The organism is Rhodopseudomonas palustris (assembly GCF_003031265.1).
GTDB classification, from domain to species: domain Bacteria; phylum Pseudomonadota; class Alphaproteobacteria; order Rhizobiales; family Xanthobacteraceae; genus Rhodopseudomonas; species Rhodopseudomonas palustris_H.
The window spans coordinates 4304044-4325627 of the sequence record NZ_CP019966.1; the positions used below are offsets into that span (position 1 = coordinate 4304044).

Sequence of the window (21584 nt, forward strand, 5' to 3'; positions counted from 1 at the left end):
ATCATCGCGCCCTCAAAACGGTCCTGAGAACCAGGTGCCCGGCACGTCGTGCGGGAAGGTGCGCTGGGCGACCAGAGAGGCGGTTTCGACGTCGCGGCCGAGCATCCGGCCGACGGCGTCGGCGATGTGCTCGGCGCGGACGTGATAATTCTTGGTCAGCGCCGGGCTGGTCGCTTCCGGCACGTCGGGTGCGGCGAGGCGCTGCGGCGCGCTCTTGAGGCTGGCGAAGTGATCGGTGGCGATCCGCGCCACGATCTCGCCGGCGACGCCCCCGGTCAGATGCCCACTGTCGAGCGCAAGCAGCCGCCCGGTCTTCTGCACCGAGGTGATCACTGTGGGCCAGTCCAGCGGACGAATGCTGCGAAGGTCGATCAGATCACAAGCGATGCCCTGCGCGGCGAGATGATCGACGGCGTGCAGCGCCTCCACCGTCATGTAGCTCATTGCCACGATGGTCACCGCATCGCCGCTTCGGACCACGCGCGCCTTGCCCAAAGGCTCGCGGACATCGCCCGCCGGGACCTCGCCCTTCATATTGTGCAGCCAACGATGCTCCAGGAAGATCACCGGATCGTCGTCGAAGATTGCCCCGAGCAGCAGCGTCTTGGCGTCCTCGGCGGTGGTCGGCATCACCACCTTCAGACCGGGAATATGCGCGAACCAGGATTGCAGGCTCTGCGAATGCGTCGGCCCCTGGCCCCAGCCGCGGCCGATGATCATCCGGATGGTGATCGGCACGCCGCGCTTGCCGCCGAACATGAAGCGCCATTTGGCAGCATTGTTGACGAGCTGATCGAGCGACAGCAGCGCGAAGTCGAGCCGCTGATGCGTCAGCACCGGCCGCATGCCGTTCAGCGCGGCGCCGATCGCAAAACCGGTCATCGCTGCTTCCGACGTCGGCATATCGAACACGCGATCCGGTCCGAACTGCTTATGCAGATCGAGCGTAGTGCCGAACACGCCCTTGGGATCATCCGTGCCGAGACCGAAGCAGATCACGTCGTCATCGGCCGCAAGCGCTGTGGCGAGCCCATCCCTGATGGCGGCGGCGAAGCTGGTTGCCATTCCGCCCTCCCCTAGCCTGCTGCCGACGCATAGACGTCGGTGAAGGCGTCTTCGGGCGGCGGGAACGGCGAACTTTCTGCGAAGGCGAACGCCTCCTCAATCTCGGCATCGATTTCGGCCTGCATATCGGCCACATCGGCGTCGGTCACGATGGCTTCGGTGATCAGCGCGCGCTGCAGCGCCAGCACCGGATCGCGCAGCTTCCACGCCTCGTATTCAGCCACCGAGCGATAGCCGAGGTCGTTGTCGTACATCGGGCCGCAATGCTCGCGCCAGCGATAGGTCTCGAACTCGTAGAACCGCGGCCCCTCGCCGCCCCGGATCGCCGCCACGCCTTCGCTCAGCGCCGCATACACCGCGCGCGCATCATTGCCGTCGCCGTGATGCGTCTCGAGGCCGAAGCCGGCGACCAGCTCGTACAGCTTGCGGCCGGGCGGCTGCCGCACCGACAGCGGCGAATACACCGAGTAGCCATTGTTCTCGCACAGGAACAGCACGGGGAGCTGTTTCACTACCGCGAAGTTCACCGACTCGAAGAACACGCCGGTCTCCGGCACCGCGTCGCCAAGGAACACACAGGAAATCTGACCGGTGTTGTTCAGCTTCATCGGATAGGACAGCCCGACGCCGACCGGCACCGTGCCGCCGACGATCGCAGTCGAGCCCATGAAGCCGACGCTCTCGTCGACCAGATGCATCGAGCCGCCCTTGCCGCGGGCGCAGCCGGTGACCTTGCCGTAGATCTCGGCGATCATCGCTTTCAGTCTGCCGCCCTTGGCGAGATAATGCGCGTGGGCGCGATGGCCGCTCACCGCGAGATCGGTCGGCCTCAGCGCCGCGCCTGCCGCCGCGGCAACCGCTTCCTGCCCCACCGACAGATGCGTTGGGCAGCGCATCTTCTGCTCGCCGTAACGCGCCGCGATGGTCTCCTCCACGCTGCGGATCCGCAGCATGTCGAACAGCAGGCGGCGCGAAGTCTCGGGGTTCATGGGATGAACCAGTAGTAATCGCCGGTGTAGCCAATCTCGGCGAAGAATGCCTTCCACTCGTCGACATGCATGATGGTCTGCGCGGTCAGGTTCCACGCCATCATCCGACGTTTCTCTTCGTCGTCGCGATAGGCATCCACCGTGATGAACGCACCCTTGCGCGCCACCCGCTCGATCTCGCGCAGCGCGATGGCGCAGTCATCACGAACGAGGTTGTGCACGGTGTTGATCGAGATCACCACGTCGAACGACTTGTCGGCAAACGGCAGCTTCGTCGCGCTGGCGACGCTGACATGCGGCTTCATATCGTCGATCGCGTGCTCGATCGCGTAATCCGAGACGTCGACGCCCTTCACGGTGATGCCGGGGATCAGCTCAGCCATATCGTGCAGCATGAAGCCCTTGGCGCAGCCGACATCGAGCACTGAAGATGACGCCGACAGGCCGAAGTGCTGCTGGAAGGTCGGAATCACCGGCTGCCAGAACCGGGACATGTAGTTGAAGCCGCCGTAGCCGTGGCGGCGGTCGCCGTCGAAGAACTCCTTGCCGAAGCGCCGAGCAATCGCGCGATCCTCTTCCGATTTGGTCTGGCCGCGCTCGTCGACATTGCGCTTGGTGCGCGGATAGTTGACGAGCAGATCGATTTCCTGACCCATTGCGGTCCTCAAGGCTTGTGCGCGTAGTCGAACGGCTGGCTCTTCAGGTCCTCGAACCAGCGATTGATCCAGGCGATCGTCTGCTCGATGCCCTGCTCCAGCGTGATCTGGTCGCTCCAGCCCAGCTCGCTGCGCAGCTTGCTGCTGTCGAGCTTGTAGGCGGCGTCCTTGCCGAGCCGCTCTCCAACGATCTCGACCTGATCCTCGAACCGTACCCCCATCATCGCGCAGATCATTTCGACCAGCGCGCGGATGGTGACGATGCGGTCCGTGGAGATGTGATAGCTGTCGCCGAGCTTGCCGTTGCAAGCGATCCGGCGGGTCGCGTCCGCCACATCGGCGGCATGGATGAACGAGCGCTCCGAGGTACCGCCGCCGTGCAGCTGCAGCTTGCGGCCGAGCTTGATGAACAGGATGGTGCGCGGCACGATCCGGTACAGGCGCTGCCCCGGCCCATAGACATTGGCCGCGCGGGTGAACAGCACCGGAAAGCCGTAGGCGCGGAAGTACGAACGCAGGCTCATGTCGCCGGCCGCACGCGACACCGCATAGGGCGTCGACGGATCGAACACCGCGTCCTCGGTCAGCGTGCCGGTGGCGTTACCGTAGACTTCCGGCGTGGTGACATGGACGTAGCGCTCGAGGAAATCGCAAGTCCGCAGGCGTTCGTGCAGCCGGACCGTCGACACCACATTGGTCATGAACCAATGGTCCGGGTTGGCCCAGCTCTCGCCGACCATGCTTTGGGCTGCAAAATTGATGATGCAGGGAAAACGCTCGGCGGTCACCAGCTGCATGATCGCATCGAGATCGTGGTTGAGGTCGAGCTTGCGAAAGCGGAAGCGATCGGCCTTCTTCCAACGATACGGCAGAAACGCAGGATGCGGCTCGTCGGAGCGGCTGATGCCGACGACGTCGGCGCCCTGATCGAGCAAATAGCTGACCATCGAGGCGCCGGTGAACGAGTTCGAACCGATCACCAGATATTTGTCGAAGCCCGCGCGGGCCATCGCACACGGCGCGGACGCGGGAACGATTCCGGTCACGCTTGCAGGCTCCGCTGCATCCAGCGCAGGTTGTAGTGACGATCCTCGTTCTTCAATTCGCCACGCTGGAACTTGACGATGATCTCGCGGATCGCATCATTCACCGTCTTCTTCGGCTTGAAGCCGGTCGCCAGCAGCTTGTCGGAGTTGATCCGGTAGGACCGCGGATCGTTCGAGGCAGTGACGGTGATCTTGGTCGGCACCTGCGCGTCGACCATCTTGGCGATGTCCAGGATCGAGATGTTCTCGAAGCCGGCATTGTAGATGCCGCGCAGCTCGGGCCGATCGAGCAGCATCAGATACAAATCGGTGATGTCGTCGATGTGGATGTTGGGGCGAACCTGATTGCCGCCGAACACGGTGATCTCGCCGTTGGTCAGCGCCTGCATGGTCAGCATGTTGACCGAGACGTCGAGCCGCATCCGCGGCGATGGCCCGCACACCGTTGCCGGGCGCACGATCTGCACCGCCATGTCGCCGGCGTAGCTCAGCATCACCCGCTCGGCCACCATCTTGGTTTTGTTGTATTCGGAGATCGGCTCCAGCGTCAGGTCCTCGGTGACCTGTTCTTCGTCCTTGATGCCGTAGACGCTGCCGGACGACGCATAGACGAAGCGCTGGATGCCGGCGCGGGCGGCACGGTCGGCGAGCTGCATGGTGGCGAGCGCGCTGATCTCCCAGGTCAGCTTCGGATCGAGATCGCCGCACGGATCGTTGGCGACCGAAGCCAGATGCACGATCGCGTCGATCCCGGAGAGGTCGATCGAGCTGGTATCGCGAACGTCGCCGCGCACTACGGTGAGCGCGGGATGCGGCGGCAGATCGTTGCCGAACCACATGATGTCGAACGCCACCACCTCATCGCCGCGTGCGAGCAGTTTGGGCACCAGTGTGGTTCCGACGTAGCCGCAGGCGCCGGTCACCAGGATCTTCATCGTGTCATTCCTACTGATAAGCCAGTCCCACGGCGCGCCAGAGCACGGCGCCGACGAATCACTGCAAGTCTGAATGCAAGAGATACACGCATTTTTGCACGCCCTGATAGGGCCGCGCGAATCGTCGCTCGCCTGGTCCGGTCAGCCGGCCGCCGGCAGCGGCACGCGCTGGCCGCAGGCGAAATCGAGGATGGCATGGCAGATCGTCAGATGGCCGAGCTCGACAAATCCATATTGATCGGAGGCCAGATAGAAATTGATGTCGCCTTCGCGGCGCAGCGGATTGTCGGCCGAAAACCCGCTCAAGGTGATCACCCGGCAGCCGCGCGCACGGGCCGCAGCGACGGCGTTGAGAATATTCGGCGAGCGACCGGACGAGGAGATCGCGATCAACAGGTCACCCTCCTGCGCGAACAGCTCGATCTGCTTTGCGAAGACCTGCTCGTAGCCGTAGTCGTTGCCGAGACAGGTCAGCATCGCACCGTCATTGAGACAGAGCGCGCGCATGCCGCCATTCTTGGAATAGTCGGTGGCCATATGGCTGGCGATCGCGGCGCTGCCTCCGTTGCCGATGAACATCAGCTTGCGGCCGTCGGCATGGACTTCGCGGGCCCAGGCAATCACCAGCGAGGCGGCGACTTCCTGCGCGAACGGCCGGCCCTCACAATCGGAGGCCTGCGCAGCAGCAAGGGTAGCCCGGAGGTGGTCGTAATAGCCGAGCATCTGCCGTTTCGACAGCAGCTGCGTCGCGGCGACATCCTCAGGGACGTCGTCGGGAATGGGGGCGGTGCTGTTACGCGACTGCGTCATCGGCGTCCTCGGCATTCCGAGCCATCACGGTTGCGCGTGATTCGTTAGCAATGTGTAAATCATGACCGGCCGCGGCGTCCGGAGCCAATCGCCTCGGAATACTACCTGGCCATTGCGTGAGGTCATGACGGTGGCAGCTCCGGGATCGCATCCTTGGCGGTGAGGAACGCACTGCCCTGCTTGTAGGAGGTCGGCAGGTCGGTCAGCGTCTCCGCCCGGCGCCAGCCGGTCTTTTGGGTGAACAGTTTCACGCCCGCGCCGCGCGCATAGTCGAAGATCGCCGCGGCGTTGGCGTCGCTGCCGATCTCGAGCATGACGTCGATCGTCGCCCAGCGCTCGCGCGGCAGCGAGGTGATGATCACCGCCTCGTGGCCTTCGGCGTCGATCTTGGCGAAGTCGACCTTTGCGGCGATGTCATCGAAAGCGGCGAGCCGCACCTTGAAGCGGTCGATCTCGCCATAGGGATCGAGCTTCGCGCCGGCGATGTGGCTGCCGGTGGTGTTGCCGCGCAGCCGGAGGAATTCCGCTTCCCCCGCCTGCGCCGACACCGCCGCCTCATTGACATGAACGGTGGTGACGCCGTTGGCACGCATATTGGCCTGGAATAGCGCGATGTGTTCGGGGTCCGGCTCGTAGGTTTCGACCGCAAAGCCGCAGCGCGCCATCACCAGGCTGTGCAGGCCGATATTGCCGCCGATGTCGGCAACGCGCCGATAGCGACCGCGGTTCTGCCAGTAGAACGAAAACAGGATCAGCTCGTCGAGCCCGAACAGGTCGAGCGAGTCCACCGCTCCCATTCGATGATACGGAAAGCTGATCGGTCCGAAAGGCCCGAACGGCACGTCAGTGCCGCCGCGGGCGAACAGCGCCACCACCGCGCTGCGCGCGGCCGAGGCCAGCGCCGTATAGGCGGCCCCGCCCGGCGCGTGATGCCGCGCCAGCTCGGGTAGAGCAGTGATGATGTCAGCGAGGATCCGGTCGGGGCCCGGCGCATGTGGCACCGGCGCAGCACTGGAATCGGCCCTCGGAGCGGTATCGGTCATGCAACGGCGCCGTTGAAAAAGATGAGCCCGAATCACCTGCACCTTACTGCATCCCTGCCCGCAACACGAACCTCGGGACGGCGGCAGCCGGGGCAGAAAGAAAGGCGGCGGGGTCTCCCCCGCCGCCCTCAGTCGTTCGATCAGCTACGCGGCGATTAGCGGAGGAGCTGCAGCACGCCTTGCTGCGACTGGTTGGCCAGCGACAGCGCGGACACCGCGATCGACTGGCGGGTCGTCAGCGCCTGGCTGTTCGCCGCTTCCTCGTTGGTGTCGGCCAGCGTCAGGTTCGACGAACCGGTCTGCAGCACGTTGATCAGGCTCTTCGAGAAGTCCTGACGGGCCTGCACGATCGACAGGTTCGAACCGAACGCGGAGGCCTGCGACCGCAGGGCGGTCGAGGCGGTGCTCAACTTGCTCAGCACCGCGTTGGTGGCGTTGTTGTCGATGAAGTCGACGCCAGAGCTCAGGTTCGACAGGCCGAGGCCGGTCGGGTTGAAGGTGACGCCCTGGATCGAGATCGTCGACTTGCCGGTTTCGTTGAACACCAGCTTCAGGGTGTCGCCGTTCAGCAGATTGACACCGTTGAACGAAGCGTCCTGAGCCGTGGTCTTGATCTGGTCGAGCACGTCGTTGAACTGCTTGACCAGGCCGGCGCGGGTGGTCTGGGCGTTGACGTCGACCACCGGCGCGTTCGGCACCGAGAAGGTCAGGGTCGAAGCCAGAGTGCCGCCGATCACGCCGCCGTCCGAGCCGCCCAGAGTGTGGGAGGCGTAGTCGTTCGACGCTGCGATCGTCAGCTTGCCGGAGGCGTTGTCGATCGACGCCGTCAGGTTGTTGGACGCCAGCGCAGCGTTCAGCTGGGCGAGCGACTTGACGGTGCCGTTGGTGCCGTCGCCGAAGGTGACGTTGGTGGCCGCACCGCCGTTGAAGGAGGTGAAGGTCAGCGTCTTGCCATTCAGGCTGCCGGCCGAAGCGCCACGAGCGGCGGTGAACGAGCTGGAGCTGCCGCTCGGGCCAGTGAGGCCGAGGGCGGCCAGCGCGTTGCCGGTGCCGGTGATGCTGAGGTCGGAGGCAAGGCCGGTCGACAGCTTCAGCGAGCCGCTCGTGATCGACGAGTTGGCGGTGCCGTTGGCGGTCGAGATCGTCGCGCCGGAGACACCCAGCGCAGCGGTGCGGACACCGGTGGCGAGGTCGACAGCCTTCAGGACGTCATCGATCGTGCCCTTCTGCAGGTACACGGTCGAATTGCCCTGACCATCGGTCTCGACGTTGCCGGAGATGCCCTGGTGGGTCGAAGAGGCAGTCGGAACAGCGGCGTTCTTGAAGGTGATGGTCTTGCCGTTCACGTTCAGCGTGGAGCCGTCAGCGATCAGCGTGCCCATCGTGGTGCCGCTGGTGGTGCGCTGCTTGGTGAGGGTCAGCGGACCCGTACCGGTGGCGCTGCTCAGACCGAGGTTCTTGAACAGATCGGTCCAACCCGTGACGTTGAGGTCGGCGCCAGTCGAGCTGCGGATGGTGGTGATACCACCGGTGACGTCCGAAGCAGTCTGGCCGGAGTTGGTGCTGATCGTCGCGACACCCGAGGAGATCGTCGCCGACTTGACGCCGTTCGCTAGATCGATCGCGGTGAGCAGGTCACCAACGGTCGCGTTGCTGAACTTGGTCTGGTCGCCGAGGTAGATCGTCGAGTTGCCGTTGCCGTCAGTGCCGATACGGCCGAGAACGCCGGTGCCCGTCGGGATGTTGTTCCCCTGCGGAGCGTCGGAGGTCTTGAACGTGATCGTCTTGCCGTTGACCGTCAGCTGGGTGCCGTCAGCGATTGCCGCGGTGGTAAGACCACCATGGGTGTTGAACAGCTGCGTCGTGGCCGAGATGTTGGCCGAGGCGGTCGCAGCCGCGGTGTCGACGGTCTGCGCGGTCAGGCCGAGCTTGGCCAGCACGGCGCCGCCGGCGTTGTCGGCGATCGTCAGCGGGCTGTTGGTGCCCGAGTGCAGTTCCAGCTTGCCGGCGGTGATGGTCGACGAGTGGCCGGTGTTGCCGTTGATATCGTCGATCGTGTTGGCCAGCTTGGTCAGGGTCTGGTCGAGACCGATCGTGTAGTTGCCGTTGCTGTCCTTGCTGGCTGCACCGGCAGTGGTGAAGGTGATGGTCTTGCCGTTCACCGTGATCGAGTCGCCCGCAGCCGGACCGGTCGCCGTGGTGGTCGAACCGTTGGTGAGGTCGCTGATCAGGTTGGAGCCGGCCGCGGTGGCGGCGGCGGTACCGACGCTGAGAACGCTGCCGAGAGCAGTGTTGTCGGCGGCGCCGAGGACGGTGACGGCGGTGCCGGCTGCGATGCTGACGATCGCGCCACCGAGGGTATCAGTGCCGGACGCAGCGGTCGCACCGCCCGCGGTGCCGTCGAAGATCACGTTGCCGGTGGCAACCGCGTTCGAGTAGCTCTGGGTGCCGCGCAGGTCGTCAGCGGTGGCGCCGGAGATGGTCGCCGACACGTTCGACTTGGTGGCGTAGCCGGAGGTCGTCTGCAGGGCCTGGTTGGCGATCGACTTGGCGCTGTCCACCAGCTTGTTCAGCGAGGTGATGCCGGTGTTGGCGGCCTGCAGGATCTGCACGCCATTGCCGATGCCATCGAGGAGGTTGTTGATGTCGCTGGCGCGGCTGTCGAGCGAAGCGGCGGTGAAGAAGTTGGTCGGATTATCGAGCGCCGTGTTCACCTTCTTGCCGGACGAGAGGCGGCTTTGGGTGGTGGCGAGCAAGTCAGCCGTGGCCTGGAGCGAAGAAAGATTCTGGCGAACGGCGTTGGATAGAACGATACCGGACATTGTGATGCTACCTTCCTGGTGTGCAAACGCGATCTTCTTGATCGGTCGCGGAACCATGCCGGCCAGACTCTAAAAATGCGTAAAGGCAGAGAACCGGGTTTAACGGAAGGAAACGCCCGTAAAATCACTGGTTTGTGCAAGATGACACGGGCGTCGAGATGCGCCGCGCAGCCTCGAAAGACTACGTGGTTTGCCGGGATCAGTGAGCGTTTAGGAGGACTTGTGCTGCAGCTGCGGCAGCTAATCGGCGCCAAATCGGTCGCCGCGGGGCCGCCGGAGCGGCGGCCCGCCGTTCAGAGATAATTAACTAGAGAAACTTGACGAGGCTGAGCTGATAGAGTTGCGACGTGGTTTGATACGATGCCTGCAGCGAGGTTTGCAGCGCCAGGATCTTGGTCGCGACCTCGTCGTTATTGATGCCTTCGATCGAGCTCAGCATGGTCTGCGCCAGTGCCTTGCTTTGCGTCTGACGGTTAGCCGTGGCCTTGATCGAAGCCTGGGCGCCGGCCAATTCCGCCTGCATATTCTGGATCGACTGCTGACCGGGAACCACCGCCAGATTAGCAGCCACACGCTGGTTGAGCGCAGCGATCTTGCCGGAACTATAGGGATCGGTGGCAGAGGTGGTCACTGCGGCGAACACCGCCACGGTTTGGAGTTGTTTGCGCAGCGCCTGCTCATCGGCTCGGGCTCCGTATTGCACCGTGATGGCGTCATCGATCTTGGCCACCGCGGTGCCGCGAGCTGGGTCAGTCGCCGAGTCCGGCTCACCGTTATACCAGAAAATGGTATTAGCTTTGGTGCCGGCGACTTGCGCCGTGGCGGCGCCGAACGGCGCGGTACCTGCGACCCGCAGCGGCGGGGTGTTGTTGAAGAAGTCGTCGCCGGCCTTGATCGCCGAGGCGGCCGCCAGCGGCCCATTGGCCATCTTCTTCACCGCGGCCGTGAGTGCCGTCTGCAGGTTGGCCGCAGTGACCGAGGGAGATGGCGCGACGGGGGGCACTGCGGTCGGCGTGCCCTGATCGATCGCAAAACAGCCGTCCGGGAGCGGCGTCTTTGACGACGCGGTCAGCGTGATGGTCTCCTGCGTCCCGTCGGGCATGTCGAAGGTGAACTTCACCGTGTCACCCTCGTTCGGAATGACGCCGTTGAGGTCGATCGACATCGCCTTGGGATTGGGTGCCGCCGGCGGAGTGGTCGGCGGCGTCTCGGTCGGCTGGGTCACCACCGCGCCGCTGATCGTGGTCGCAACCGCGTTCAGCTTCATGCCGAACGGCGACGGCCCGATCGGGGTCGGGGTTGCATACGGATTGGCGGCGAAGTCCTCGCCGATCTGGACGGTTGTGACGGTCGCACCGGTCGACACGATCGTCCGGCCCATGCCGTTGGTACCGACATCGGCATCGTGGCGTTCGCTGATCACCTGCTTCAGCCCGGCGATCGCCGCGCCGTCACCGTTCATGATCTTGTCGGCGGCGGTCACCGGCGCGGTGTCGGTGATCCGGCCGCCGAACAGATAGCGGTCGCCGACCTGCGCGTTCAGCATGTCGACCGAGTCGAAGAAGTCGAGCGACGCGGTCTTCTGTCCGGGGGTCTGGCCGGTGTTGTCCAGCGTCGAGCCGGCGCTCACCGCTGCGCCCTTCACCTCGCTGTTGATCGTCGCCATCCGCTGCAGCGACAGGTTCGCCACGCTGATGCGGGTGGTGATGTTGGTCATCGTATCGCTGTAGCTGGCGATGTTCGACATCTGCGCCCGCAGGCCGATCGCAAGGCTGCGGCCGGTGCCGTCGCCGGCATAGGTGTTCGAGATCCGCCCGCTCGAGAGCTGTTGGCTCAGGTTTTCGAGCTGGCTGCGGAGATTGAGGATCCCGGTGCCGATGTAGGAAGTACGCCCGCTTACGCCGTCGATCGCCATGGCTCGCCTCAAATCGCCTGCATCAGGGACTGATACATCTGGTTGATGGTCGACATCACCCGCGCATTCGCCGCGTAGGCATTCTGCAGCGACAACAGATGCGCCATCTCCTCGTCCATGTTGACGCCGGAGGACGTCGAGAACTTCTGCTGCAGCGTGTTCAGCACCACGTTCTGGCCCTCAGACAGCTGCTGCGCCGCCGCCGCGTTGGAGCCCTGCTGGCTGACGAACTGCTGCAGATAGCTCAGCAGCGTGCCCTTGTAAGGCGCCGCATCCGAACCGATGCCGGTCTTTGCCGAATACAGATACTTGCTGGTGTTGAGCTGCTTGACCAGGAAGTCCGGCCGCGTGGTGTCGCCGGCGGCGGTCAGCGGCGAGGTGGAATACACCACCAGCCGGGAGTTATCCTTGATCAGGTCGGCATTGACCGAGATCCGCTGCGCGTAGCCGGTCATCTGGCTGCCGTAACCGTTAATCGCGCCGGTGTAGGCCGCACCATTGTCATTGAACAGCGGCACCGACGCGGTGCCGCCGGTCAACGACGTCTCGGTGCTGGTGACGGAGGCCGCGGTGACCGTCGAGAAGCCTGCGTTGTTCAGCACCGTGATGTTCGGCGCGGTGCCGCTGAACTGCAGGTTGCGGCTATTGAGTGCCGCATTGAGCTGCGACACCACCGAGCCGGACAGGCCAGAGAAATCGATCCCGACCGCGTAGTCGTTCGGATCGGCCGTGGCGTTCTGCGGCAGCGGCAGCACCGACGGATCATCGACCCGCACCACCGTCACCGTATGCTGCGCACCGGTCAGGGTATCGGTGTACGAGATGTTGACGGTGTTGCCGGTCTTCATCGACGACAGATCGAGACTGAAACCCGCCTGGGTGCCGGAGGTAACCGCCGTGCCGGCCGTCGTCTTGTCCGACAGCGCGCTCGACAGCGAGGCAGCGAACTGATCGAGCTGGGTCTGAGCCTGCACCAGTGTCTTGTCGCGCAGTTCGACATAGGCGGCCAGCTTGCCGGATTTCAGCGAGCTGGTCAGATCGGACGAGGAGCCGTTGGCGTAGCCGACCCGGATCGAGCCGAGATCGCTGATTGCCGTGTTTGGATTCCACACCGTGGTCGGCGAAACCGTGCCCTGCGCATTGAAGCTCAGCGTCGCCGCCTCCATGCCGACGAGCTGCACGCCGGATCCGGTGAACACCGTCACCTGATTGGCGCCGTTGGTGACGACACGAATGTCCATCAGTTGCGACAGCTGATTGATCGCCTGATCGCGCTGATCGAGCATCGCCGAGGTCGCCGCATCGGTCGATGTGCCGCCGAGCGGATTGGCCTGGATGTGGGTGTTGATGTTGGCGATCTGCTGCATCAAGTTGTTCGCGGTGGTTACCGCGTCGGCGATGCCGGTCTCGCAACCGGCGCGCAGCGTTTGGATGCCGTTGGACGTCGAATTCAGATTGCTCGAAATCGCCTGCGCGGCGTTTAGCACGGCAATCCGCGCAGAGGTGCTGTCCGGACTGGTCGCAAGCGCCTGCAGCGCGGTGGTGAGGCCGTTATAGGAATCTTCGAGCGTACCGGTGGAGTTCGGATCGCCGAACAGCCCCTGCAGCTGCTTCAGGAAGTCCGATCGCAGCGACGCGTAGGCGCCTCCTGAGGTCTCGGTTCGAAGCTGCGCCAGGATGTAGTCGTCGAGCTGACGGTCGACGCCGACGACCTTGACACTGGTTCCGGTCTCCCCCGCATTCACCGCCGACTGGTTGACCGTCTTGCGGACATAGCCGGGCGTCTCGGCGTTGGCGACGTTGGATGACACCAGCGACATCGTCGCCTGGTTCACCCGAAGGCCGGCCATTGCAATTGCGAGTGCGTCTCCGAGACTCATGACTACCTACCCGGGGTTTGGAGGGCGGACCGCACCGCCTAGCGCATCACGTTGAGCAGATCCTGCACCATGGTGTTGGCCGTGGTGATCACCTTGGTGTTCGCCGAGTAAGCCTGCTGCGTGACGATCAGCTTGGTGAATTCGTCGGCGATGTCGGTGTTCGACGATTCGAGCGATGAGCCCGACACCGAGCCGCCCTTGCCGTACAGAGGCTGGCCGGATTCATTGGTGATCTCGAATGCGCCGCCATCGGTGCGCTTGAGGAAGTTCGCACCGTTGAAGGTCGCGACCGACACTTCGGCGAGGTCGATATTGCGGCCGTTGGAATAGGCACCGACCACGCGGCCGTCGTTGCTGACCGACACGCTGACGAGCTGGCCGGCCGAGTAGCCGTCCTGCTGCAGCTGGTTGACCTGAACGTTGCCGTTGGTGTCGGAAAACTGCGTCAGACCGCCGGTGCCGAACGCCATCGTCACGTCGCCCAGCGACACGCCCGAAACCGTCAGACCGGTCAGCGTGATCTGGCCGATCACCGGGCTCATCTGGCCGTTGGAGGCAAAGGTGAAGTTGGTGTTGACGTTCTGCCACGCGGTCTGCGTGCCGGTGGCGTTCGGATTGACCTGATAGAACAGGTTCCAGACGTCGGTGTGGCCGGTGCCAAGGGTGGCGGAGTCGACCTTGGCCCAACGGAACTGCACGTTCACTGGCGCGCCGTTGCCGTCGTAGGCAGTGGTGGAGCCGCCCGAGACCGACTCGTCGAGGAACGTCTGGTTGTCGACGCCGGTCACCTTGCCGGTACCGACCGAACCACCACCGTTGCGGACCACATTGACGGGGCTGGTGAGACCGAGCGAGGCGAACGCCGCAGCGCCGGACGTCATGGCCAGATCGCTGGCGACGCCGGTGTGCAGCACCACCGCACCCGAAGTCACAGTCGACGCCGCACCGCCGGCCGAGATCGCGTCGATCTTGCTCAACAGGTTAGCGATCGTGGAGTCGATCGGGATGTTGGTCGCGTCGTCCGTGCCGCCTGCAGCGGTGAAGGTAATGGTGGTGCCGTTGACCGTGATGGTGTTGCCCACTGCGAAGTCGACGCCGATCGAGTCGCTGCCGGCGACGCCGCTCAGCTTGGTCGCGCCGGTGATCGGGACACCCTGCTTGTTGTTGATCTGCAGGCCGGTCTTGGTGTTGTCGCTGAACGGGGGCGGAGTCGTACCGAGGACCTGCGGGTTGGTGGCGAAGTCGGCGGCGCGCAGCAGTTCCGAGCCAGGGATCGACTTGTCGTGCTTAGTGGTCAGCGGATAGGAGGCCAGGTTCGCGCGGTAGCTGATCTTGGTGGTGGCCTGCGAGGGCAGGAAGTCGTTCTGGAACTTCAGGACGCCCGGGCTGCCGCCGACCGGGTTGCCGGTGGTCGGGTCGATCTTAACGCCTTCCAGATAGTAGCCGGCGCCGTTCACCAGATAGCCGTTCTTGTCGAGCGAGAAGTCGCCGCGGCGGGTGAAGTTATCGACGCCGGGGAAGATCGGGTTGTTGTCGCTGAACGAGCTCGGCTTCTGCACCACGAAGAAGCCTTCGCCGTTGATCGCCATGTAGGTCGACACCGAGGCGGACTGCACCGAACCCTGCGTGGTGTTGGTCAGGCGCGATCCTGCAGTCACCGAGCCGGCGAGCTGCTGGTTGTTGCCGGCCTGCGGGATCAGGTCGAGGAACGAGGTGTCGATGCGCTTGAATGCCGTGGTCTGCGAGTTGGCGATGTTTCCGGAGATGTTCTCCAGCGCATAGGAGTTGGAGCGCAGGCCCGCGACCGACGTGGTGAGAGCGCCGAAAATACCCATTACTGACTTCTCCCGATGCGGCCGCCCCGTGGCGGCTGTTGACAGCAAGATCCAATGAGGCTTCCCGCAAGCCTCGTGCCAACGAACAAAACAAAGCCATTTCAAAGAGTTGTAGATTAGCAACGGGACCTGAGGCCGGGGCGGTTTTGCCGGGTCGGGCAACTATTGCCGAGACCATTTGGCGAAAGGGGCCCCTCTGACGGCGGGAACCAAACCCAAGCCAGCGCGTTGCGAACCGGGACAGCGAGGGGTTGATCGGGGGATCACTTGGCTGAAGATACGCCCGGCGGGCACCTGGGCCGCACAGACGCGGTCCCAGACAGTCTTTTTCTGGGCCGCGGCGAACTGGCGTCGCTGATGCGCGCGTTCGATTGGGCATCGACCCCGATCGGGCCGCCGGAGAGCTGGCCGCAGGCGCTCAAGACCGCGGTTCGCATCATGCTGACCTCGCAACAGCCGATCTGGATCGGCTGGGGCCCGGAGCTGACCTATCTCTACAACGATCCCTACAAGTCGATCATCGGCGGCAAGCACCCATGGGCGCTCGGCCGGCCGACCTCGGAAGTGTGGTCGGAGATCTGGGAGGACATCGCCCCCCTTCTCGCCAAGGCGACCAGCGGCCACGAGGGCACTTATGTGGAAGCCCAGCTCCTGATCATGGAGCGCAACGGCTTTCCCGAGGAGACTTACTACACCTTCTCGTACAGCCCGATTCCGACCGATGACGGCTCGCCGGGCGGCATCTTCTGCGCCAACACCGACGATACCCAGCGGGTCATCACTGAACGGCAACTGTCGCTGCTGCGCGACCTTGCCGCCAGTGCAGCCCAATCCCGCAGCGTCGGCCAGGCATGTGAACGAAGCGCTGCGGCGCTTGCCACCAATCCCCAGGACCTACCGTTCGCGTTGATCTATCTGACCGACCTCGGCGGCGGTCACGCCGAACTGGCCGCTGCATCCGGAATCGATGCCGGCCACCCCGCGGTGAAGTCGACGCTGTCGCTCGCAGACGGTGACGAGCCATGGCCGGTCGCCGAAGCCTTCCGTCTCAACGCGCCGGTCGTGGTACCGGATCTCTATGGCCGGTTCGGGATCACGTTTCCGACCGGCGGCTGGCGCCAGCCGCCGACCCGGGCGGTGGTGCTACCGATCCCGGCAAGCGGCGACACCGGCCGGTGCGGCTTCCTGATCACGGGGCTCAATCCGTTCCGGCTGTACGACACCGCCTACCAGGACTTCCTCGCCCTGGTCGCCGGCCAAATCTCCACAGCGATCACCAATGCCGACGCCTACCAGGAGGAACGCCGCCGGGCGGAGGCGCTGGCCGAGATCGATCGCGCCAAGACCGCGTTCTTCTCCAACGTCAGCCATGAGTTCCGCACGCCGCTGACGCTGATGCTGAGCCCGCTGGAAGAAGCACTCGGCCGCGACGGCATTGCGGACGAACAGCGCTCGCTGCTCGGCATCGCCCACCGCAACGGTCTGCGCCTTCTGAAGCTGGTCAACACCCTGCTCGACTTCGCCCGGATCGAAGCCGGCCGCGTCACCGCGCACTTCACCCCGGTCGATCTGTCGTCGTTCACCGCCGAACTCGCTTCGAACTTCCGCTCCGCGCTGGACCGTGCCGGCCTGCGCTTCGTGATCGATGCGCCGCCGCTGCCACAGCCGGTCTATGTCGACCGCGATATGTGGGAGAAGATCGTTCTCAACCTGCTGTCCAACGCGTTCAAGTTCACCTTCGAAGGTGAGATCGCGGTCCGGGTCCGCACCGATCCGGACCGCCGTCACGCCGTGATCGAAGTCAGCGACACCGGCACCGGCATCCCGCAGGCCGAGATCCCGCATCTGTTCGAGCGCTTTCGGCGGGTCGAAGGCGCGCGCGGCCGCTCGATCGAGGGCAGCGGTATCGGACTTGCGTTGGTGCAGGAGCTGATCAAGCTGCACAGCGGATCGATCGCCGTCGAGAGCGAGATCGGCCGCGGCTCGACCTTTCGCGTAACCCTGCCGTTCGGCTCCGCGCATCTCCCGGCCGAGCGGCCGCGACATGCCGCGCTCCAGGTCTCCACCAATGTCCGCGCCCAGGCCTATCTCGACGAGGCGATCGGCTGGCTCGATGACAGTGGCGATGCCGATCTGCCGCCAGCTTCCGGCGCTCAGGATCTCGGCGTCGTCACCGCGCCTGCCACAGGGCGACCTCACATTCTGCTGGCCGACGACAACCACGACATGCGCGACTACGTCGCCCGGTTGCTCGGCGATGCCTATGAGGTCGAAGCCGTTGCCGACGGCGCCGCAGCGCTCGAAGCCGCAAAGAAGCGCCGGCCGGATCTGGTGCTCAGCGACGTGATGATGCCGCGGCTCGACGGCATCGGACTTCTAAAAGCGCTGCGCGGTGATCCGGCGATGGCCGATTTACCGGTGATCTTCCTGTCCGCCCGGGCCGGCGAAGAAGCCAAGCTGGAAGGGCTGGAAGCCGGCGCCGACGATTATCTCAGCAAGCCGTTCAGCGCCCGCGAATTGCTCACACGCGTCCGCGCCAATCTCGACACCGCTGCGATCCGGCGGACGGCGCTGCGGACCGAATACGTGCTGCGCCAGGAAGCACAGGCTGCCCGGAAGCACGCCGAAGGCATTCTGGCCTCGATCAGCGACGGCTTCATCGCGCTCGATGAACAGTACCGGTTCACTTACGTCAACGCCGCCGCCGAACGGCTGATCAACAGCAAAGCCGGCGAGCTGATCGGCAAGGTGTATTGGGACGTCTATCCGATGATGCTCGGCACCGAGATCGAGCAGGCATATCGGCGGGCGATGACCGAACGCGTCGCATGCGAGTTCGAAAGCTATCATCCGCCGAGCAAGCGCTGGTTCGAATTGCGCGTGGCGCCGACCAACGGCAAGAGCATCTCGGTGTATTTCCGCGACATCACCGAGCAGAAGAAGGCCGAGGCGGCGCTGCGCGACATCAACGAGCAGCTCGAAGAGCAGGTGGCGCAGCGCACCGCCGAACTGCAGCAGAAGGAAGCCCGGCTCCGGACCATCTTCGCGGCGAGCTACACCTATCAGGCATTGCTCGACGTCGACGGCGTGGTGATCGACGCCAACCGCACCGCACTCGCCGGCATCGCGGCCGAGCTCGAGGACGTGGTCGGCAAGCCGGTTTGGGCCACGCCATGGTTCGGCAGCACACCGGGGCTGCCTGAGATGATCCGCAGCGACATCGCCGCTGTCGCGGCCGGTGAGACGGTGCGGCGCGAACTTCACGTCAACCTGCCAGCCAGCGGCTGGCGCTGGTTCGATCTGCAGATGCGCCCGGTACAGGACACGCAGGGCAAGGTGATCGCGATCGTGCCCGAGGCGGTCGACATCACCGAACGCCGCAAAGCCGAAGAAGCATTCCGGCAGGCGCAAAAGATGGAAGCGATCGGCCAGCTCACCGGCGGCGTCGCCCACGACTTCAACAACATGCTGACCGTGATCCGGTCGTCCGCCGATCTGTTACGCCGACGCGAGCTGCCGCCGGAGCGGATCCGCCGCTACGTCGATGCGATCTCCGATACGGCTGATCGCGCAGCGAAGCTGACCGGCCAGCTCCTCACCTTCGCGCGTCGCCATGCACAGAACCGCGAAGTGTTCGACGCGGCCGATCACATCGAGCACGTCTCCGACATGCTGAAGACAGCACTCGGCTCGCGTGCTGTGTTCAATCTCCACATCGCCGAGCGACCGCTGCCGGTCGAGGCTGATACCAATCAGTTCGACGCCGCGCTGGTCAATCTGGTGGCTAATGCGCGCGACGCGATGGACGGTCATGGCACCCTCACCATCTCGGTCGCACGTTCGGCGCCGACATCCCAGGAAGCTGCCGCAGGCCGCGGCGTCTTCGTCGAGGTGTCGATCGCCGACACAGGCTGCGGCATTCCACGCGAGCAGATCGAACGGATCTTCGAGCCGTTCTTCACCACCAAGGACATCGGCCGCGGCACCGGCCTCGGGCTGTCGCAGGTTTACGGCTTCGTCCAGCAGTCCGGCGGCAGCATCAATGTCGACAGCGCGATCGGCCGCGGCACCACGATCACGCTTCGGCTGCCGCTCAGCGACAAACCGATCCAGCGCCGCAACGGCAACGGCACTAACGCCGTTGACGGCCGGCAGCGCGGCTGCATCCTCGTGGTCGAGGACAACGCCGAGGTCGGCGAGTTCTCCACCCAGCTGCTTCACGATCTCGGCTATCAGACCGTCCTTGCCGCCTCCGGCGAACAGGCGCTGGCGCTACTTGGCGACAACGCCAAACGTTTCGACCTGGTGCTGAGCGACGTTGCGATGCCGGGCATGGACGGCGTGACCCTGGGCCGGGAAATCAAGAAGCGTTTGCCGGAGCTGCCCGTGGTGCTGAACTCCGGCTACGCCCACATGCTGGCCGACGAGGACCACGGCTTCGAACTGCTGCACAAGCCGTACTCGGTCGAGGATCTGTCGAAAGTCTTACGCAAGGCGATGGCCGAGCGGACCTGAGCGGCGTTCCGCCTCGCGGAACCGGCAAATGCACGGCAGATGCAACGTTCGCGTCAATGTGATCGCCAGCCTGTCGGGCCTGCGCTATCGCATTGAGGCAGATCATTTCTCCGGACATTCAAGCGTGGCATCGAGGCCCTCATTCCGGCCCGAGCATGTTTGTCCGCGAGCGTTGCGAAGAGCGTACCCATGACCGAGATCGAGATCGCCCAGCAGGTGCTGTCCTGCCTGCACCAGACCGAAACGGCGGAGCCGCATTCTGCAGTGTCGTCGCTGAAGGGATTGATCAGCTACATCCACGGCGCCGGTACCGTGCACTCCTGCGAGGTCGACGAGGCCCGCTCATCGACCTTCATGGCGATCTGCGAATACGCCAAGGCCTTGCATCGCGGCCTGCCGGCCGACAACCTGCGTCCCGCCGCGATCGATGCCGCCGAAAAATGGCGGGCGCTGGCGGGCTGATCCGCCGGTCGAGTCTGCTGAGCTAAATCCCGCCAGCTACTTGCTGCACGCTTTGGGCGCCACGAAGCGATAGAAATACTCTTTGGTTTTGCCGTTGTGGGTGCGCAGCACCGGCACATCGATGCGCTTCTCATCCGACATCGCCCGGCCCGGATAGGCAGCGGCAAAATGCGCCGGCACCTGCGGCAGCGTATAGACCAGCACCGCGCCCTGATCCTCCAGCTTGCGCTGGTCGAACCAGCGGGTCGCCGGAATGAAGTGAATGGTGACCGAATCGCCCTCCGGCCCGGCCGCGATGCCGATGCCGTACACCGTCTGGCGATCTCCGAGGAAATAGCCGGGTCCGCAACTGTACTGACTGCGCCAGTCCTCGAGGATCAGGCGCGCCGCGTCGGCGGTCGGCTCCTGCAGCCCGCTGTGCGAGGCGGGGCCGAGATAGGCGATCATCACCGCCGCGCTCATCACCGTATAAAGTCCCGACAGCGTCCAACCGGTCTGCCGTTCGCAGGTGTCGCGCCGCGCCTCGTTCCAGCGCAGCAGCGGCGCCAGTGCCGGCACTGCAAGCAGCGAAAACGGCGCACCGTAGCGGGCGATGTACTCCAGCCCGAGCCCGATGATCATGCCGAGCAGAATCAGCACCATCGCCACATCGATGATGACGATGAACTTCAGTTCGTCGCTGGCTTCGGCAAACCGCGGCACCCGCACATTGATCATCCGGCGCGCGCTCGACACCGCGATGATCACCGCACCAGGCAGCAGCATCGGCAGATAGCCGGCAACCAGGAGGCCGATGCGGCGGGCGGTATCGCCAATCGACCCGAAGCCGGTGAAATGCCGCTCGCCGTAGGCGATGGTGCTGCCGTATTTCACCGCGGTGATCACATGCGGCAGCAGCAGCAGCGTGGCGATCAGCATCGCCACATATAGGCCGGGACGCGTCAGGCAGCGGCGGAACGAGGGCAGCGCGACGACGCCGATCGCCATCGCCAGAAACAGCACCGCGGCGTTGTATTTGGTCAGCGCTGCGATCGCGGCCCAGACGCCGAGCAGGATCCAATCCAGCCAGCGATTGTCCTGACGCGCACGCAGGAAGTGATAGACCACCGCCGGCCACGAGGTGAGCTGCAGGATATCGGCATTCAGCGCCCAGGATAGCGGCGCGAACACAGCGTAGAACGACGTCCCGGCGAGCACGACGAGGTAGATCGCCATCGTCCGTTCGACCAGCAACCGTAGGATCGCGTACAGATACGCGAAGCCGATGGCCATCAGCACCTGATTGGCGGCGACGATAGCGGTGCCGGATGGCCCGAACAGGCGGTCGACCACGCCGCCGGCCCACACCATCATCGGCGGATGCACCGGGGTGATCAGCGGGAAGTGGCGCCCCCAGGCGACCAGTTCGCGGGTGTCGTAGAGCGGCGTCGGAAATACGATCGCCGCGAGGACCACCGGCAGGACGATCGCCGCCGCGAGAATGGCCAGCAGGCTACGGGAGCCCCCCGGCTGCGACACCACAGGTTGCATCAGGGCCGGCCGCCACATTTCTGAAAGTTAATGTGCTCGGGATATGCGGGGGCGGCGCTCCGATTGTCAACTCAAGCGGGC

General features: G+C 64.6%; 14 protein-coding genes. 2 read left to right on the forward strand and 12 right to left on the reverse strand.

Annotation, left to right across the window (positions count from 1 at the left end):
* Positions 1–12 precede the first annotated feature (12 nt).
* From RPPS3_RS20000 to RPPS3_RS20050, 11 genes are all read right to left on the reverse strand, one after another.
* Positions 13–1065 (reverse strand): alpha-ketoacid dehydrogenase subunit beta, encoded by a 1053-nt coding sequence (locus RPPS3_RS20000; RefSeq protein WP_107345623.1) that lies wholly within the window; start codon positions 1063–1065, stop codon positions 13–15.
* An 11-nt stretch (positions 1066–1076) separates the two neighbouring features.
* Positions 1077–2054 (reverse strand): thiamine pyrophosphate-dependent dehydrogenase E1 component subunit alpha, encoded by a 978-nt coding sequence (locus tag RPPS3_RS20005; protein ID WP_107345624.1) that lies wholly within the window; start codon positions 2052–2054, stop codon positions 1077–1079.
* A complete protein-coding gene (locus RPPS3_RS20010) occupies positions 2051–2710 on the reverse strand; it encodes a class I SAM-dependent methyltransferase (protein WP_107345625.1) in 660 nt (219 codons plus the stop codon). The genes RPPS3_RS20005 and RPPS3_RS20010 overlap by 4 nt, the downstream gene beginning before the upstream one ends.
* An 8-nt stretch (positions 2711–2718) precedes the next feature.
* Positions 2719–3756 carry a GDP-mannose 4,6-dehydratase gene (locus tag RPPS3_RS20015; RefSeq protein WP_107345626.1) on the reverse strand — a complete coding sequence of 346 codons (1038 nt, stop codon included), beginning with the start codon at positions 3754–3756 and terminating at the stop codon, positions 2719–2721.
* Positions 3753–4691, reverse strand: a complete 939-nt coding sequence (locus RPPS3_RS20020) for an NAD-dependent epimerase/dehydratase family protein (protein WP_107345627.1) — start codon at positions 4689–4691, stop codon at positions 3753–3755. Before RPPS3_RS20020 ends, RPPS3_RS20015 begins: the two co-directional genes overlap by 4 nt.
* 141 nt (positions 4692–4832) lie before the next feature.
* Positions 4833–5501 carry an SIS domain-containing protein gene (locus RPPS3_RS20025; protein ID WP_107346696.1) on the reverse strand — a complete coding sequence of 223 codons (669 nt, stop codon included), beginning with the start codon at positions 5499–5501 and terminating at the stop codon, positions 4833–4835.
* A 122-nt stretch (positions 5502–5623) separates the two neighbouring features.
* Positions 5624–6544, reverse strand: a complete 921-nt coding sequence (locus RPPS3_RS20030; RefSeq protein WP_107345628.1) for an FkbM family methyltransferase — start codon at positions 6542–6544, stop codon at positions 5624–5626.
* 155 nt (positions 6545–6699) lie between these two features.
* On the reverse strand, positions 6700–9366 hold the full coding sequence (locus RPPS3_RS20035; RefSeq protein ID WP_107346697.1) for a DUF1522 domain-containing protein: 2667 nt from the start codon (positions 9364–9366) through the stop codon (positions 6700–6702).
* 307 nt (positions 9367–9673) lie between these two features.
* Positions 9674–11281, reverse strand: a complete 1608-nt coding sequence (locus RPPS3_RS20040) for a flagellar biosynthesis protein FlgL (protein ID WP_107345629.1) — start codon at positions 11279–11281, stop codon at positions 9674–9676.
* A gap of 8 nt (positions 11282–11289) precedes the next feature.
* A complete protein-coding gene (gene flgK / locus RPPS3_RS20045; RefSeq protein WP_107345630.1) occupies positions 11290–13161 on the reverse strand; it encodes a flagellar hook-associated protein FlgK in 1872 nt (623 codons plus the stop codon).
* Positions 13162–13199: 38 nt separating this feature from the next.
* Positions 13200–14996, reverse strand: a complete 1797-nt coding sequence (locus RPPS3_RS20050; protein ID WP_107345631.1) for a flagellar hook-basal body complex protein — start codon at positions 14994–14996, stop codon at positions 13200–13202.
* Positions 14997–15353: 357 nt separating this feature from the next.
* Between RPPS3_RS20050 and RPPS3_RS20055 the strand changes: the two genes are divergently transcribed.
* Positions 15354–19511 (forward strand): ATP-binding protein, encoded by a 4158-nt coding sequence (locus RPPS3_RS20055; protein WP_234819994.1) that lies wholly within the window; start codon positions 15354–15356, stop codon positions 19509–19511.
* A gap of 189 nt (positions 19512–19700) precedes the next feature.
* Positions 19701–19973 carry a hypothetical protein gene (locus RPPS3_RS20060; RefSeq protein ID WP_107345633.1) on the forward strand — a complete coding sequence of 91 codons (273 nt, stop codon included), beginning with the start codon at positions 19701–19703 and terminating at the stop codon, positions 19971–19973.
* A 36-nt stretch (positions 19974–20009) separates the two neighbouring features.
* Here RPPS3_RS20060 and RPPS3_RS20065 read toward each other — a convergent pair whose 3' ends face one another.
* Complete coding sequence (locus RPPS3_RS20065; protein WP_107346698.1) at positions 20010–21503, reverse strand: glycosyltransferase family 39 protein; 1494 nt, start codon at positions 21501–21503, stop codon at positions 20010–20012.
* Between the last annotated feature and the right edge of the window lie 81 nt (positions 21504–21584).